Annotated in this window: 13 protein-coding genes; all 13 read left to right on the forward strand. The window is 55.9% G+C overall.

What is annotated here, in order from left to right:
* Positions 1-121: 121 nt before the first annotated feature.
* The 13 genes from C814_RS19990 (at position 122) to C814_RS0105730 (ending at position 16,959) form a co-directional block, all read left to right on the forward strand.
* Positions 122-385, forward strand: a complete 264-nt coding sequence (locus tag C814_RS19990) for a hypothetical protein (protein WP_016317280.1) — start codon at positions 122-124, stop codon at positions 383-385.
* Between the two features lie 228 nt (positions 386-613).
* Complete coding sequence (gene rlmB, locus C814_RS19995; protein ID WP_016317281.1) at positions 614-1,378, forward strand: 23S rRNA (guanosine(2251)-2'-O)-methyltransferase RlmB; 765 nt, start codon at positions 614-616, stop codon at positions 1,376-1,378.
* A gap of 683 nt (positions 1,379-2,061) precedes the next feature.
* On the forward strand, positions 2,062-4,674 hold the full coding sequence (locus C814_RS20000) for a hypothetical protein (RefSeq protein ID WP_016317282.1): 2,613 nt from the start codon (positions 2,062-2,064) through the stop codon (positions 4,672-4,674).
* Between the two features lie 318 nt (positions 4,675-4,992).
* Positions 4,993-5,787 carry an EcsC family protein gene (locus tag C814_RS20005; protein WP_016317283.1) on the forward strand — a complete coding sequence of 265 codons (795 nt, stop codon included), beginning with the start codon at positions 4,993-4,995 and terminating at the stop codon, positions 5,785-5,787.
* Between the two features lie 176 nt (positions 5,788-5,963).
* A complete protein-coding gene (locus C814_RS20010) occupies positions 5,964-8,039 on the forward strand; it encodes an elongation factor G (RefSeq protein ID WP_016317284.1) in 2,076 nt (691 codons plus the stop codon).
* A 151-nt stretch (positions 8,040-8,190) separates the two neighbouring features.
* The gene (locus tag C814_RS20015) at positions 8,191-8,685 is read left to right on the forward strand and encodes a DUF4830 domain-containing protein (protein WP_016317285.1); all 495 of its coding nucleotides are present in this window, start codon (positions 8,191-8,193) and stop codon (positions 8,683-8,685) included.
* A 136-nt stretch (positions 8,686-8,821) separates the two neighbouring features.
* On the forward strand, positions 8,822-9,622 hold the full coding sequence (locus C814_RS20020) for a pseudouridine synthase (RefSeq protein ID WP_242829028.1): 801 nt from the start codon (positions 8,822-8,824) through the stop codon (positions 9,620-9,622).
* A 370-nt stretch (positions 9,623-9,992) separates the two neighbouring features.
* Positions 9,993-11,078, forward strand: coding sequence for a PucR family transcriptional regulator (locus tag C814_RS20025; protein WP_016317287.1), 1,086 nt, complete (start codon positions 9,993-9,995; stop codon positions 11,076-11,078).
* Between the two features lie 61 nt (positions 11,079-11,139).
* The gene (gene ftsE, locus C814_RS20030; protein WP_016317288.1) at positions 11,140-11,826 is read left to right on the forward strand and encodes a cell division ATP-binding protein FtsE; all 687 of its coding nucleotides are present in this window, start codon (positions 11,140-11,142) and stop codon (positions 11,824-11,826) included.
* Positions 11,823-12,731: a permease-like cell division protein FtsX gene (gene ftsX / locus C814_RS20035; RefSeq protein WP_016317289.1), complete on the forward strand. Its 909-nt coding sequence runs from the start codon at positions 11,823-11,825 to the stop codon at positions 12,729-12,731. Before ftsE ends, ftsX begins: the two co-directional genes overlap by 4 nt.
* 49 nt (positions 12,732-12,780) lie before the next feature.
* Positions 12,781-14,001, forward strand: coding sequence for a murein hydrolase activator EnvC family protein (locus tag C814_RS22650; protein WP_016317290.1), 1,221 nt, complete (start codon positions 12,781-12,783; stop codon positions 13,999-14,001).
* A gap of 169 nt (positions 14,002-14,170) precedes the next feature.
* Positions 14,171-15,403, forward strand: coding sequence for a murein hydrolase activator EnvC family protein (locus C814_RS22655; RefSeq protein ID WP_016317291.1), 1,233 nt, complete (start codon positions 14,171-14,173; stop codon positions 15,401-15,403).
* 29 nt (positions 15,404-15,432) lie between these two features.
* Entirely contained in the window at positions 15,433-16,959 is a 1,527-nt protein-coding gene (locus tag C814_RS0105730; RefSeq protein WP_016317292.1) for a S41 family peptidase, read from the forward strand.
* Positions 16,960-17,148: the final 189 nt, after the last annotated feature.

Here is a 17,148-nt window from a genome sequence, read left to right on the forward strand (position 1 = left end):
TCGGTGTATTCAGCCTGATACAGGCGGTTTTTGTTTTTGTATAAAATGACGCTTGACAAGGGAATAATTCCATTAGGGCGGTAAAAAATAGATTGGACAAATCCGGAAAGGGGAGAAGCCTATGTTGAAAGGGGTCAGTCAGAAGGTAATCGAGGTAGTCCACACCGATAACCGCTATTTTGAGAAGGCAATCCTGTTCCTGCGGCCTGCCGCACAGGGGGAGGATAAAGCAAAACTGAAACTGCATGCAGGGGAGTATCTGGGGCAGATCGACTTTGCTCCCCAGAATCACGCCAAAAAGAAGCTGTCTGCGGGCGACCTGATACGTATAGCCGTTGCCGCGCTGGCTGGTGCGGCGGTCGCCTGCCTGTTTTTCCTGCTGTAACGCCGGGTGCGCCCTTGGGTCAGGGCGCCCTTTTGCGTTCCGAACAAAAAAATATTGCGCCCACCGGTTGGAATTCGGTCCGAAATATGCTATGCTAATATACGTATCGAAAAAAGAAAACTTTTTCGAAAGATTAAGGGCGCGGCATAGACGGTTGCCGGACAGCTCTGTATAGGACGGATTTGCGTGCCGGAACCCCCGGCACGATTTGCAGGAGGTTACTGTTTTATGGGAAATTCCAACCCCAAACACGACCGGGAAGACGATACGCTGGTTCTCGGGCGCAATGCGGTGGTTGAGCTGCTGCGCGGAGGACGGGAGGTCGAATGCGTCTATCTCTGCGACGATGTACCCGCCAGAGGGCAGCCGCTCTCACGGATCGCCGGGCTGGCGAAGGAAGCGGGGGTACCGGTCAAGCGGGTGGATTCCCGCAAGCTGGACCAGCTCGCCGGCGGGCTGAACCATCAGGGGGCTGTGGCGGTAGCCGCAGCGTTCCGATACAGCACGATCGACGAGATCTTCGCACGTGCAGGAGAGGAGCCCCCTTTTCTTCTGATCGCAGATTCGATCGAGGACCCGCACAACCTCGGTGCGATTATCCGCACCGCAGAAGCCGCGGGTGCGCATGGGATTATCATTCCCAAGCGGGGCAGCGCCGGGCTGACGCCGATTGTCGGGCGTACAAGCGCAGGTGCGGTCGAGCATCTGCCGGTTGCGCGGGTGACCAACCTTGTCGCAGCTATCCGGCAGCTCAAGGAACGCGGCGTCTGGATATTTGGTGCAGACATGAATGGAGGACGGTGGGAATCTACCGATCTGACCGGCAGTATCGGGCTGGTGATCGGTTCGGAGGGGTTCGGCCTCTCCCGATTGGTGCGGGAACACTGCGACGGAATCCTCTCTCTTCCAATGTGTGGGAAGATCAATTCGCTGAATGCCTCAGTTGCGGCTGGTATTCTGCTTTATGAGGTGGTTCGCCAGCGTACAAAATGAGCGTCCGCTTTGCAGCCTGGATGTTTTGCCAGGTTGCAGGAATTTGTTCAGTATTTATGCAAGGGGGCTTTTTCTCTTGCCAAAGCCCCCTCTTGCCGCTTCGCGGCAATTCACCCGAAAAAAGCGCTTCACAGGATAAAGCGTTCCGCCGCGTGCGCGCGGCGGCGGGGGCTCCGCCCCTCGACCCCGCAATTTTTTGAAAAAAATTGAGTAAAACTTTAGTTTTAGGAAAAAAGCGGTACCCGGCCCGGAAGGGAGGGGCCTACGGGGAGGGGTCGCCGACCCCTCGCCCGTAAGGCAAACTGAGGGGGCGTCGCGGCGGATACCGCCGCGCTTCGGGCTGAAAGCCCGAGAAGCCCCCCGAAGAAGGGCGCTTGCGCCCCGGAAGTTTGGGCTGGAACCCAAACTTCCGTTGCCTCACTGCCCTTCGACCCCGCAATTTTTTGAAAAAAATTGAGTAAAACTTTAGGTGTTGAACAGGTTTTGAGATTTTGTCCGTTTTTGCTCCGTTCAAGGAGATATCGCTGCGCGTCGGTTGGCCTATGTGCGCCGTTCGGCAGTTTTTATGGTAAGCTGCCGCCCGGAGAGCGGCAGGAAGGGGATTGTGAAAGTCCCTCTGTTTCAAGAGATCAACCACCGGCACAGACCGGCAGATTCCAGTTAGAAGGAGGGAACTGTTTGATATGGCGCCAGACTATAATGTAGATGATATTTTGGAGGAAATCCGCAGAAAAAAACAGCGGGAAGCGCAGCAGGCGGGCGGGGATACATATTCCGCGCCCTCTGCGCCGCGTCAGACCTCTGTGCCCCGCCAGCCCTCTGCGGCGCCCCGTCCGCGTCCCGCGCAGCAGCCGCCACAGACGGATGCTGCCTCCGGACGCCAGCCGGCGCGCCCTTCCTCCACGAGGCAGCAGGCGGGAGCCCCTTATTATGCGCCGCGCGCCCACAGCAGCGGGGCAGGAAAGGCGCAGACGCCACCTTCTGCGGCAAGGCCGCGCCGCCCACAGGAACCGGGACAGACGCCGTCCCATCCGGCAGGGCAGGTGCGCCGCTCGCAGCAGCGCGCGGAGGATGGTGGATACCCTCCCGCCGGCCGGCGCGCTCCGGCATCCCGGCGTACGCCCGACCCAACCGCCGCGCAGGGGGAGACTTACGGCGAGGGGTTCAGTTTTCGTGCTTCCGAGCCGTCCGCGGCAGAACCTCAGCAGCAGGAGCGGACGAAAACAGGCGGACAGAAGTTTGGCGGTGAGGAAGAACCGTTTCAGCTCAATTTTTCGCTCGACGATGGGCCTTCCGCCGGCGCACCCCGCCCCGCTGACGCAACCCGCATGGATATCCCGATCTCCAAACGCAGGAAGGAAGCGGTTGATTCCACACAGGAGATGGAACCGCCGGTTCCATCCAAACGTTCCCGCCGCTCCCGCCGGGAGCGCCCCGAAAGCATCGTCCAGTCCCAATGGAAGGACAGCTATGCCGAACAGGAGCGCTATGAACAGGAGGAGGCATCCGACGATGATTTTGCTTCCCCTGCCGATGCCCCCTATGTCGCAAAGGACCTCAAGTCGATCCGGATCGGCCTGATGGTCAAATTCCTGCTCACCCTGATTCTTGGGGCGGTTTCAGCCTATCTGGCTTTTTCACTGCGGATGCTGCCGTTTGGGAAACTGCTTGGGCTGAAGGACGACTATCGGCTGGCGCTTCCGCCGTTCATGTGGCCGGAAGAGGATATGCGAGTCTTTCTGATTGTCAACCTCGTGGTGATGGTGCTGGCGGCGATTGTTGCCAGCAATGTGGTCGGCAGCGGTTTTTCCGCCTTTTTCCGTCTGCGTGCCGACTCGGATTCCCCTGCCGCCCTCGCAACGCTGGGAGCGCTTGTGCAGGGGATTGTGCTGACCATCTTCCCGGATACGGTGCTTGAGAGCGAGCACATCAGCCTCTATTTTCCGGTCGCGATCTTCGCCCTTGCCTGTAACCTGGCAGGCAGGCTGGTGATGATGCGCCGGGTCGAGCGGAACTTCCGGTTCCTCACCTCCAACAAGGAGAAGTATGCGCTGGCGCAGATCCAAAGCCGCGATTTTGCCCGCGAGTTTTCACGCGGGCTTGGCCCGGATGTCGATAAGGTTGCCTACAGCGCGCCCGCGGGTTTCTTCTCCGGCTTCCTGGATAAAAGCTACGCGCCCGATTACAGTGACTCGTTCAGCCGGCTCTCGGTGCCGATCGTATTTGTCCTCAGCATCGTGGTCGGGGTAGGCACCGCGCTCTTCGCCAAAAGCGGGGATATCGATGTCGCAAATACTGCGGTCTCGGCATTCGCGGCGGTGCTCTGCATCACGGCGCCGTTCGCGGGCGCGATATTCCCCAATCTCATGCTCGGCAGGGTTTCCAAACAGCTGATCCGCCGCGGTGCGATGCTGACCGGCTATGAATCCGCGGAGGATTTTGCTGACACCAGTGCAGTGGTGGTCAGTGATAAAGATCTTTTCTCGTCCGAGAGCGTTATGCTTCACGGCATGAAGGTTTTCGCCGAAAAGCGGATTGACGAGGCGATCCTTGACGCGGCGAGCGTTATCCTTTCGTGCGACGGGATCATGTCTGCGGCATTCATCAACATGATCGGCGGCAAACGCTCGATGCTCAAAAAGGTTGACAGTGTGGTATACGAGGATGGGATGGGGATTTCAGCCTGGGTGGACGGAAAACGGGTGCTGATCGGCAGCCGTGAGCTGATGCAGAACCACGACATTGCCGCCCCTTCCAAAGATTTTGAAAGCCGTTATGCTCGTGATGGGCGGCGGGTCCTGTATATCTCCAACTCCGGGGAGCTTTCCGCGATGTTTGTAGTCAGCTATAACGCCGATCCTGCCGCAATCGAGTCGATCCGGGAGATGGAGCGCAATGGGATCGCAATTATCGTTTATACCACCGATCCCAATATCACCAACGATCTGGTTGCGATGGAATTCGGGATCAAGCGGACCCGCGTCCGGGTGCTGCCCGCAAAGCTGCATGGCGAATATGCGTTTCTCGTGCGTCCGAAAGAGCGGATTGCGGCCAATGGCGTGCATTCGGGCGGCCTGCGCGGGGTCAGCCTGCTGATGCGTGCGTCCAATGCGGTGAGAAAATCGGTGATGACTGCAACGATCGTGCAGGTCGTTGGGATCATTGTCGGCTATGGGCTGGTTACGCTCATGTCATTCACCGGCTCGCTGGCGTCGGCTTCGTTCTGGGTGATCCTGCTCTTTAACCTCGCATGGATGCTGGTGACACTGGTCACTGCGTCGATCCAGAAATCCTGAGAGGCTGTTTCAGAATTGTCGGAAAGACGAAGGGGATTTTTGGGAATCCGTATTCAGAATCGGAGAATGCCAGATGGGCAAGGTGGTTTATCAACCTGTCCGGGTGGCATCGAACGGTTGTGAATACGGGTTCTTTCCTTGTAAAAGGCGTTCTTTTATCATCAGGCTTGCGGCAGTTTATCCGGCTGTGTTCCGTTGTGGAAACCGTAGCTGGTGATTCCGACGTAAGCGCTGATCGGACAATGTGCGCGGCAGGAGGCGGTAAGAAATGAGAAAATGTCCGATGAGAAACAAACTTTAAAGGAAGGAGGAACAAGGATGGACAGACGGCGCAGGCTGCTCCAAAAGCAGTTGGATGCAGCAGTCCGGGAGGAAACCCGGCTGCTTTCCCCCAAGGCTCCGGGACGTCTGGAACAGACGGTCCGCAAGGCGGAAGAAAGATTCCCGCCGGGTGCGGTCTCAGCGCTGCAAAAGGCGTTTGGGCTGGGGTTCGAAAAGGTGTTTGCATCAGGGACAGGGGTGATTGAATGGACGATCCAACCCGAAAAAAGCCGGAAAGCGGCGCAGCATGCGGCCGCCCCCCTAAAGACCGGGCGCGTCAGATCCGGCCTGCGCGGAATCGAGCGGCAGGCGAGGCGGCGTGTCCGGGGGAACCGGGCACTGACTGCGGCGGAGGGTGCCGCACTTGGCCTGCTTGGAATCGGGCTTCCGGATATCCCGATTTTTGTCGGGATGCTCCTGAAGACCGTTTATGAAGTGGCGGTTGCCTACGGATTTTCGTATGAACCGGAGGAGGAACGTCTATACATCCTTCAGCTGCTTTGTGCCGCACTCGCTGGGGACGGGCGGATGTACAGCGCACAGGCCGACCGTACTGCCTTCCGGCTCGGGAATGGGAAGTCCCCGGACGGGGATCTGGATACCTGGATTGCAGCCGCTTCACAGCAGCTTTGTCTGCGTCTGCTGGCGGTGAAGGCGGTGCAGGGCCTGCCGCTTGTTGGTGTGGTGGGCGGCGGATTCAATTGGGCGGTGCTTGGGCGGACCGGACGGTTGGCCCGGATCAAGTACCGCAAGCGGATGTTGTCCAGGATGCTTGATGTTGTGCAAAATTAACAGGAATTTTGGTTTTATTTATACGTGCAATCTGCTCGGTTTTACTTGCTTAAATCATCGGTAAACTGTATAATATGGTTATCATGTCGTAAATATCGCGGGGGCATCGAGGGGATTCTGTCCAGAATTACCAGTTTCAACCGCCCCGAGGCGGATAAAAAGGAGTGTATTACTTTATGAGACAATACTTAGCGGGTAAGATCAGGAACGTTGCGATTGCCGGTCACGGCGGGTGCGGAAAGACCTCTCTGGCAGAGGCTCTGCTGTTCAAGGCCGGTGCGACCGACCGTCTGGGCAAAACCAATGACGGGAATACGGTCTGTGATTTTGACCCGGAGGAGATCAAACGCAAGGTATCGGTCTCGAGTGCGGTCGCTCCGTTCGCGTGGGGAAGCGTCAAGATCAACCTGATCGACACCCCCGGACTTTTTGATTTTGCCGCTGGCTTTTATGAGGGCGTGCGCGCGGCGGAAAACGTCCTGATCTGCGTTTCTGCGCGGTCGGGCGTGTCGGTGGGCACCCAGAAGGCGTACAAGCTCGCGGAAAAACTCGGCAAATCCAAGATGTTTTTTGTCAACAAGATGGACGCTGACCACGCGGATTTCTACAAGGTGCTCGAGGAGCTGAAAACTGATTTCGGTCCGTCGGTCTGCCCGATCGTCGTGCCGGTCGTCGAGGACCACAAGGTCCAGTGTTATGTCAACCTGGTTGACAATAAGGCATACCAGTACAATGCCAAAGGCGAGCCATCTGAAGTTGCAATGCCGGATCTGGAGCACCGTCTGGAAGGTCTGATTGCCGCGATCAGCGAGGCGGTCGCCGAGACCGACGAAACCCTCTTTGAAAAATATTTTTCGGGCGAAGCGTTCACCCGGGATGAGATCATCAAAGGCATCCATGATGGTGTGCATAGCGGTGCGATCACCCCGGTGCTCTGCGGTTCGGCAGTCACCCTGGAGGGGATTGACATGCTGCTCGATTCGCTGGTGGATCATCTGCCGTCCGCATGGGAAGCGGGCTCCGAGATGGCGACCGACGCGAACGGCGAGCCGGTCGAGATCGACTGCACCGACGAAGCTCCCCTTGCGGCCTACATCTTTAAAACGGTCGCAGACCCGTTTGTTGGCAAGCTCTCCTATTTCAAAGTCGTTTCGGGCAAACTGTCCGGGGAGTTCACCCCGGTCAACTCCCGCACCGGTGCGCAGGAACGGATGGGCAAGCTGGTCTACATGACCGGTAAAAAGCAGGAGGACACCGCGTTCATCACTGCGGGCGACATTGGCGCTGTCACCAAGCTGAGCGGCGCCGTCACCGGCGACACCCTTTGCGATCCCAAGCGGGTGGTTTCGTTCGAGCGGGTTGCGTTCCCGGAGGCGTGCCTTTCGATGGCGGTCAAGATCAAGCAGAAGGGCGACGAGGGCAAGGTCGCACAGGGGATGGCGCGTCTGATCGAAGAGGACCCAACCATCGGATTCGAGCAGAACAACGAAACCAAGCAGCAGTTGATTTCCGGTCTGGGAGAGCAGCATATTGATGTGATTGTTTCCAAACTGAAAGCGAAGTTTGGCGTAGATATTGGCCTGGATAAAGTTCGTGTTGCATATCGCGAGACGATCCGCAAAACGGTCAAGGTACAGGGCAAACACAAGAAACAGTCGGGCGGCCATGGACAGTATGGAGATGTCTGGATCGAGTTCTCCCCCTGTGATGATGAAGGGCTGGTGTTTGAAGAGAACGTGTTCGGCGGATCGGTGCCGAAGAACTTCTTCCCGGCGGTGGAAAAGGGCTTGCAGGACTGTGTCAAACACGGTGTTCTGGCGGGCTATCCGATGGTTGGCCTGAAGGCGGTTCTGCTCGACGGTTCCTACCATCCGGTCGATTCCTCCGAAATGGCGTTCAAGATGGCGGCTTCGCTTGCGTACAAGGCAGGTATGCCGCAGGCTTCTCCCGCGCTGCTCGAGCCGATCGGCAACCTCAAGGTCTATGTTCCGGACAGCAATACCGGCGATATGATCAGCGAGCTGAACAAGCGCCGCGGTCGTGTGCTGGGGATGAACCCGTCGGATGATGGTTTGCAGATGGTCGAAGGAGAGGTTCCGATGAGCGAGATGGATGATTTCGCGACGGTGCTTCGTTCCACCACCCAGGGCAGAGGCTGGTTCACCTTCAAGTTCGAGCGGTATGAGCTGCTGCCCGCAAACCTCGAAGCAGCTGTCATTGAGGAAGCAAAGAAGCGCAGCGAAGCAGAATAAAGAACTGTAAAGGCTGGCTGAATTGGAGGCCGGGGCAAAGTCCCCGGCCTTTTTGCATTTCGTTGTGTAAAAATTCAAATAATTTCCCCGCCAAGGACATATATATGGAAATAAGATTTCTTATTATGGAGCTGTTGGGGAGGTAACATTGATGTTTACAATCACATTCCGGGTAACCAAAAAGCAGCTTGCGGCGGCTGCCGCAGCGCTGGTGCTTGCATTTGCAGGGGGGCTATGGGCAAAGTCTGCGCTGTCTGAGCTTGCGGGGGACGTGGCGCAGGCTCCTGCCGAGGTCAAGATCGAAAAGACAGCCGCTAAGACCAACGAACAGCGGGTCTCGTTTTTGGAGTCGTTCGGCTGGGAGGTCGAGCCGGAGGCGGAGGAGATCCTCGACGTGCTGATCCCCAAGGAGATGGACGACGTTTTCTCGAATTACAACGAGATTCAGAAAGCACAGGGCTGTGATCTTACCAAGTATGCAGGAAAACGCTGCAAACGGTACACTTATATTGTGAACAACTATCCGGACCAGCCCGAAAACATCCGCGCCAATATTGTGACCTATAAAAACAAGATTATCGGCGGGGATGTCTGTTCCATCGAGCTGAATGGGTTTATGCATGGTTTTGCAGCGGAAACAGATTGAACCCGGATGCAGGATGTGATACAATATCCCCAGGTGCAAAACAGGGTGTGCTGTTTTGCACCCGCCGGGGTGATGCGTCAAATCTCAGGGAAGCTACAGTATACAGGAAAGACAGCGTGAGCGGGGATGGATGAAATTGGCATATCAAAAAGGAAGTATGCGTCTGGACAAGGCAATCGCTGCACAAACGCGATTTTCGCGTAAGGATGTGCATAAAATGCTCAGCCGTGGGCAGATTCTGGTAAATGGGCAGCCTGTGCGCAATTTTGACAGCAGGGTTGACCTGGAGCATGACGAGGTTCTGGTCGACGGCCAGCCGCTGGCACTCACACGTCACAGTTATCTGATGCTGCACAAGTCGCGTGGGGTGGTCTGTGCGACTGCGGATGCCGCTCTGCCTACCGTCCTCGATCTCGTGCCGGAGGAATTGCGGCGTTCCGGGCTGGCCCCTGCCGGGAGACTCGACAAGGATACCACTGGTTTTGTGCTATTGACCAATGATGGGGATTTTTCCCATCGCATCCTTTCCCCCCGCAGCCATGTCCCCAAGACTTATCTCGCTCTGTTGGACAGGCCACCCGACCATCTGGTGGTGGAAGCGTTTGCTGCGGGAGTTGCACTCTCTCCGGACAAGCATGACAATCTTGGCCCTGGGGGCGGGGCTGCCCGCCAAGAAAAAGAAAGGACCATCTGTCTGCCGGCCAGGCTGGAGCTGGTGGAAGGCGCCCCCTGTGCTGCAAGAGTGGTGATCCGGCAGGGGATGTACCACCAGGTCAAACGGATGTTTGCGGCTTTCGGGATTATGGTGACCGGCTTGCACCGGGAGAAGATTGGCGGGCTTTCGCTGGACCCATCCTTGCCGGAAGGGGGCTGCCGGCCGCTTTCTGTGGAGGAGATTGCGCAGATTGAGACAGAGTGCCAGGCGGAAATTTTTTAAAATACACCGGGTTATCTAACAACCGTTCAAAGTTGCGTTAAATTTTCTTCATATTTTTTGGGGAAATTTGTTGTATAATGTGTCTGCGAAATGATCAACTATATGGCACAATCGAGTCAATACGTTCCCAAAAGGCATTATTCCCTCGTAAAACCTCAAAAAAGATGAAAATAATGGCTCTTTTCAGAGGAAAATAGGAAAGTGTGTTGCAAATTACACAAATTTGTTGTAAAATATTCGTGATGGCTTGTCAGAATAAAGTTCTCAAAATTTTCTGTGTCCGAAATGCCGGAGTAGATGGAAGAGTTCCGGCGCGGGGCAGGTGGGCCGGTGACGCATGGACCTATTACGAATAGAAGAGGGGATTGAAATGTCAAACAGGCTTTTTCAGGGGATCGTTCATCAGATGCGGGACTGTATTGACCGGGTGATCGGGGTCGTGGATGACAGTGCGGCAATTATCTCTTGCAGCGATCTGACCAAAATCGGAGAGACCAGCGATTTTTTTGCCATAGATCCCGGTGAGGTGAGCGAGGTATTCGTCCGGGATGGGTATACCTATAAACCGTTCGGCAGTAAAATGAAGCCTGAATTTGCAGTATTTGTCGAAGGCGTCGATGACCTTGCCGCAAAATACTGCAACCTGCTTGCGATTTCACTTTCATCGATCAAGCAGTATTACGACGAAAAATATGACCGCAGCAACTTTATTAAAAACGTGATCCTTGATAATATCCTGCCGGGTGATATTTATGTCAAAGCCCGCGAGCTGCATTTCAACACCGATTCCACCCGGGTAGTCCTGCTGATCCGGATCATTGCTTCCAACGATATTTCCGCATTCGATGTGATCCAGAACCTCTTCCCGGACAAGCAGAAGGATTTCGTTTTCAACATCTCGGAAAGTGACATCGTGCTGGTCAAGGAGACCAAGCCGGGCATCGAGAGCAAAGACCTCGAGAAGCTCGCCCGCTCGATTGTAGATACGCTGGGCAGCGAGTTTTACACCAAGGTGGTGGTTGGGATCGGGACCTCGATCGTCGGGGTCAAGGACCTTGCGCGCAGCTTCAAGGAGGCGCAGGTCGCGCTGGAGGTCGGCAAGGTGTTCGATACCGAAAAAGCGATCGTCAGCTATGACAACCTGGGGATTGCCCGTTTGATCTATCAGCTCCCGACCACCCTCTGCGACATGTTCCTGCGGGAGGTCTTTAAAAGAGGGTCGATTGAGTCGCTCGACCATGAAACCCTCTTCACCATCCAGAAGTTCTTTGAAAACAATCTCAACGTTTCGGAAACCTCGCGCAAGCTGTTTGTGCACAGGAATACGCTGGTTTACCGGCTTGAGAAGATCAAAAAACTCACCGGGCTGGACCTGCGCGAGTTCGACCATGCAATCATCTTCAAGGTTGCCCTGATGGTCAAACGTTACCTTCAGGCCAATCCCGTGAAATATTAACGAAACAAACGAAAAGCCTGTTGCGAACAACAGGCTTTTTCAAAGGCGGTGTACCATTCGATTGATCGAGTTTATCAATGTTTCCAAAGTCTATAAGACCGGGACGCATGCGCTCAACAATTTCAGCATCCGTATCGACCGAGGGGAATTTGTATTCATCGTCGGGCCATCGGGTGCGGGCAAAAGCACCTTTATCAAGCTGCTGATGCGGGAGGAAAAGCCCACCTCTGGGGAGATCTATGTCAACGGACAGGATCTTATCAAGCTCAAGCGGCGCAAGGTCCCGTATTTCCGGCGGACGCTGGGGGTGGTCTTTCAGGATTTCCGGCTGATCCCCAATATGAACGTTTACAATAACGTTGCGTTTGCCCTGCGGGTCACCAATGTCTCAGGCAGGGAAATCCGCAACCGGGTCCCGTATGTGCTCGGTCTGGTTGGCCTGGCCAACAAATCCAAGAGTATGCCGGAGCATCTCTCGGGCGGTGAGCAGCAGCGTGTTGCGTTGGCGCGGGCGCTGGTGGCCAATCCGTCGCTCATCATCGCGGACGAGCCGACCGGCAACATCGACCCCGACCTCAGCTTTGAGATCGTCGACCTGTTGTCCGAGATCAACAAGTGCGGTACCACTGTCGTGATGGTCACCCATGAGCATACGCTGGTCAACGAGTTCAACCACCGGGTGGTCACGATCGACGAAGGCCAGGTGGTTTCGGACGACCGGCTGGATGGGGGGTACTACATCGAATGAGAGGAAGCAGTTTTGGATACCTCGTCAAGGAGGGCGTCAAGAATATCTATGCCAACCGGTTGATGTCATTTGCTTCAATCGGTACGCTGGTCGCCTGTATGCTGCTGATCGGCAGTTCTCTGCTGCTCTCGATGAATGTCAATGTGGTGGTCGGGCATTTTGAAACCCAGAACGAGATCGTCGCCTACCTCTATGACGATGTGACCCAGGAGCAGGTGTTCCAAATCGACCAGCAGATTGCAATGATCGACAATATTTACGACACTATTTATCTGGACAAGGACGCGGTGCTTCAGGAGCAGCAGGCGATGCTGGGTGACCTGGGGCCGTTGCTTGATTCGCTTGAAGGGGACGAAAACCCGCTCCCTGCGACCTACCGGATGAAGGTGACCGACCTTGCGCAGCTTTCCAGTACGGTGATGCGGGTCGAAGCGATCGACGGGGTCGAGATGGTGCATTCTCCCGATCAGGTTGCAGAGGTGTTTGTCAGCCTGAAAAACGCGATTTCGACCGGCGGGATGTTCATCGTCGCCATCCTGATCGTCGTTTCGCTGGTCATTATTGGAAATACGATCAAGGTGACCGTCTTTAACCGGCGCAAAGAGATCAACATTATGAAGTACGTCGGCGCGACCGATGGGTTTATCCGTCTGCCGTTTTTCGTGGAAGGGTTCCTGCTTGGCCTGCTTTCCGCGTTGATTTCGTTCGGCCTGCTCTGGGCCGGGTATAACTATATTATGGAGATTATCGCCGAAAACCCGTCCATCTGGATCGAGCAGGCGTATGCCAACGTCATCCAGTTTAAAGATATTTCGGTCCGGATGCTCGGTTGGTTTGCCGGCGGCGGCATCGGGATCGGGGTCTTTGGAAGTATGTTCTTTGTCAACAAATACCTGAAGGTCTGATTCCTTTCGGGATGCTGCCGCTCACTGGGGCGTGAAAGGGGGATTCCACATGTCAAAATGCAGGCGTCTGCTCGCAGCCCTGCTTGCCTTGATGCTTGTTCTGCCGCTGTCTGTACACGCGGACGAGGGGGAGGAACTGGACAACAGCGCTGCACAGGACCGGCTTGCTGAGCTGAACGACAGCTATAAAGAGCTGGAAGACCAGAAAAAAAAGGTGGATTCCCAGATTAACAGCGCGCGGACTGAACGTAAAAAGCAGGAGATCATCAGCGCCGAGATCGATGGGCAGATCAATACGACCACTAAGCAGATCGAACTGCTCAACGAGAGGATCGGACTGCTGACCCAGCAGATCGGGCAGCTCAACGGCAGCATCGCACAGAAGCAGATCGAGATGGAAGCCAAAGAGGAAGAGATCTCGGAGGCAATGGAGCTGTTCAAAAAGCGGATGCGGGCGATCTATATGTCGGGAGGTGGGAACAACACCGCGATCGGCATGATGCTTGGGGCGGAGAGCTATTCGCAGATGGTGATACGCGCCGAGGTGGTCGGGCGGGTCGCGAAGCACGACCGGGAGCTGCTCTCCAAGCTCGATCAGGATCTAAAGGAGCTGAACGAGCTGAAAAACGGGATCGAGCAGGACAAGCAGGAGATCGAGCAGAACAAGAGCGCGGTCGAGGGCGACAAGACTGAGATGGCGGTCAAAAAGGAGGAGCTGGACAGCCAGTACCAGATGGCGCGGGACAAGGTGGAGGATATCGCCGCACAGGAGCAGGAATATCTCGCGAATAAGGCCGAAATCCAGAAAAAGCTGAACATGCTCGAGGCAGAGATGAAAGCGATCTACGACGAGATCAACAAAGAGTCGGTCAATGTGCCGTACACCGGCGGTACCATGCGCTGGCCATCCCCCAGCCTTTCGCAGATTACCACCCACTTTGGCGAAGGAGGACACACCGGTATCGACATCACCGGCGGTGGTGCCTACGGTACCCCAGTCCTCGCTTCGGGGGATGGGGTTGTCAAGGTGGCGAGTGTTCAGAACCCGGACAGCGGCTACGGCAAGTATATCATCATCGACCACGGAGGCGGAATCCAGACCCTTTACGCACATTGCAGTCTGCTTAGTGTCAGTGTGGGGCAGACGGTTTCGGCAGGCCAGCAGATCGCGCAGGTCGGCTCCACAGGATGGTCTACCGGCCCGCACATCCATTTCGAGGTGCGCAAAAACAGCCAGGCGGTCAACCCGCTTGCCTATGTAGGCGGCTGACCGCATAGGCTGTGATAGATGGAGCATATGCCTTGGAGGGGTCTGTCTGAGAAATCGAAATGGCCGTTTTTTCTGCAAGAAGCTGCGTCAAAAATGCTCGCCTCTTTGCGAAAAATCCGTCTATTTCTCTATTTTCAAACAAGCCCTGGATGGGCGGAAAGGGGTATCCATGTCAAAGGGGAAACGGATTTTTGCGCTGGCGTTGGCGGCGCTGATGACCCTTATGGTCATTCTGCCAACTCTCTCGATGCTGGTGCATGCCACAAATACAGGCAGTGAGGAGCCAACGGAACAGCGGGATTTCACCGCCGAACGGAATAAGATCGCCGAGCTGAACGACAGCTATAAGGAACTCGAGGCCCAACAGAAGAAGATCGACTCGCAGATCAGCAATGCCAAAAGCGAGAAGCAGAAGCAGGAGGCGATCAAGGAGCAGATTGACGGACAGATCAACACGACCACCAAGCAGATCGAGCTGCTCAGCGAGCGGATCGACCTGCTAAACGGCAATATTGAGCAGAAACAGGTCGAGATGGAGCAGAAGCAGACCCAAATCGACGGCACGATGGAGCTGTTCAAAAAGCGGATGCGCGCGATGTACATTGCGGGGAACAACACCAGCACGATCGGCCTGGTGCTTGGGGCGGAAAGCTATTCGCAGATGCTCATGCGCGCCGAGGTGGTGGGCCGGGTTGCGGAGCACGACCGGGAGCTGCTCGCGAAGCTGGATCAGGATTTCAGGGAATTGAACGAGATCAAAAGCGAGATTGAGGAGGATAAGAGCGCGGTCGAAGGCGACAAGGCGGAGATGGCGGAGAAAAAGGAGGAGCTGGACGACCAGTTCAAGCTCGCACAGGATAAGATCCACGACATCGACGCGATGGAAAAGGCGTTCATGGCCAACAAGGCCGAGCTGCAAAAGCAGATGAAACAGGTGCAGGCACAGATGCAGGCGATCTATGATGAGATCAACCGGGAGTCCATGAATGTGCCGTACACCGGCGGCGTGATGCAGTGGCCATCCCGCTCCCTTTCACAGATTACCTCGAGTTACGGCTCACGGTTCGGCGGAAGCGACTTCCATACCGGTATCGACATCGCGGGCAGCGGCGCTTACGGCACCCCGGTTCTTGCCGCGGCAACCGGCACTGTCAAGGTGGCGAACACCGCAGTTACCCCCGGATATGGCTACGGTAAATATGTCATCATTGACCACGGCGGCGGAATCCAGACCCTCTATGCGCATTGCAGCGCGCTCAATGTCAGCGTGGGGCAGACGGTTGCGGTCGGGCAGCAGATCGCGCAGGTCGGCTCCACCGGATGGTCCACCGGCCCGCATATCCACTTCGAGGTGCGTAAAAACGGTCAGTCGGTCAACCCGCTCTCCTATGTGGGCGGCTGACCTATCCCCATCCTGAAGGAGATTTACTTATGAACAAGAAGATTTCGCTCGGTGCGGCGATCGCCTTCATGCTGATCGTCGCGGCCGCAACCTTTTCGATGAGCATGCTTTATGCAATGAGTACCTTCAACGAGAAGGTCTACAGCGTCAAAGAGCGCGAAAGTACCTACAGCAAGATTGCCGAGATCGACAGCTATGTACGGCAGAACTATATCGGCTCAATCACCGAAACGCGTCTCACCGATGCAACCGCGGAGGGCTTCCTCGCAGGTACCGGGGACCCATACGCAAAATATTATGATGCGTCGAGCTATGCCCGTCTGCTCGATGACTACTCAAACAAATCGGTACAGATCGGCATTGTGACCACCATGGACGAGAGCGGTTATATCCGGATTTTAGAGGTCTATCCGGATTCGCCGGCACAGGCGGTGGGCCTGGAGGTGGATGACCTGATCGTCAACATTGATGAGACCGACGTGAGCAAGGATAACTATACCGAAGCGGTCGGGATGCTCCGCGGTGAGCCGGGTACCAAGATGACCATTGTGCTCCGCAAGGGGGTGGAGGATACCACACTCGAGATAACCCGCCGGTTTGTTGAGGTACCGTCGGTCAACTCCTCGCTGTTGGATAACTACATCGGCCTGGTGACTTTTAAAGAGTTCAACGACAATACCCCCGACCAGTTCAACAAACAGGTCAATAGCCTGATCGACCAGGGGGCGGCTGGGCTGATTTTTGATGTGCGGGGGGTGAATACCGGGACCTTGCGCTCGGTCGCACAGGTTCTGGACAAGCTGCTGCCCGAAGGGGTGATCGTCTCTTCGACCAACAAGAACGGTGAAACGACGGTGCTCGAGACCTCGGATGCGCGGGAGGTCGCACTTCCGATGCAGGTGCTGGTCAACGAGAAAACCTCGGGAGAAGCAGAGCTGTTCGCGCAGGCGATCCGGGATTATAACAAAGGCGGCATCGTTGGGACGACCACCGCGGGCAAAGGCACCATGCAGACCACCTTCCCGCTCACCGATGGCAGCGCGATCCGCTTAACCACTGCCAGGTATAATCCGCCGGTCAGCCCGAGTTATGACGGCGTTGGCGTGCAGCCTGATTTTGAGGTAAAGATGACCGAAGAACAGGCAGCTCTCGCGTCGGCAATTGGCGGTGTGGACAACGACCCGCAGCTTAAAAAGGCGGTAGAGGCGATTACAGTCGTTATCAAGAGCGGCGGCAACCTCGAGACGCTGGAACCTGTGGCCCCATCAGACCAGACTTCGTCTTCCAGCTCGGGGGACAATAGTTCGGAGGATGAGAACAGCAGCCCGGACGATGCGGAGGGAGACGAGGACAGCGAGGACAGCGAGGATAGTTCTTCGGAGGACGAGGAAGAATCTTCCTCCGAAGAGGAGGAAACCAGCTCGGAGGAAACCAGCTCGGAGGAGGACAGCTCCTCAGAGGATGCGGAAAGCAGTTCGGACGATGAAGACGAGATCAGTTCTTCGGAGGATGAGGATGCTGGTTCCGAGGAGGAATCCAGTTCGGATGGTCAGTGATTTTAGCGGATTCCTGTTTTTTCTGGGCATACCGGAGGGATTTCCTTCATAAACTGGACAGGTAAGACGACAGAGAGCGCTATCCGTTTTTTGTGAATATTTCATGAAATTCGTCCCACATGCTTGACAGATTTCGAACGTTTGAATATAATATGTGCTATTGGCTGAGCCTTCTCCGGTTTGGCTAGG

Source organism: Anaerotruncus sp. G3(2012) (genome assembly GCF_000403395.2).
In the GTDB taxonomy this organism is placed as follows: domain Bacteria; phylum Bacillota; class Clostridia; order Oscillospirales; family Ruminococcaceae; genus Anaerotruncus.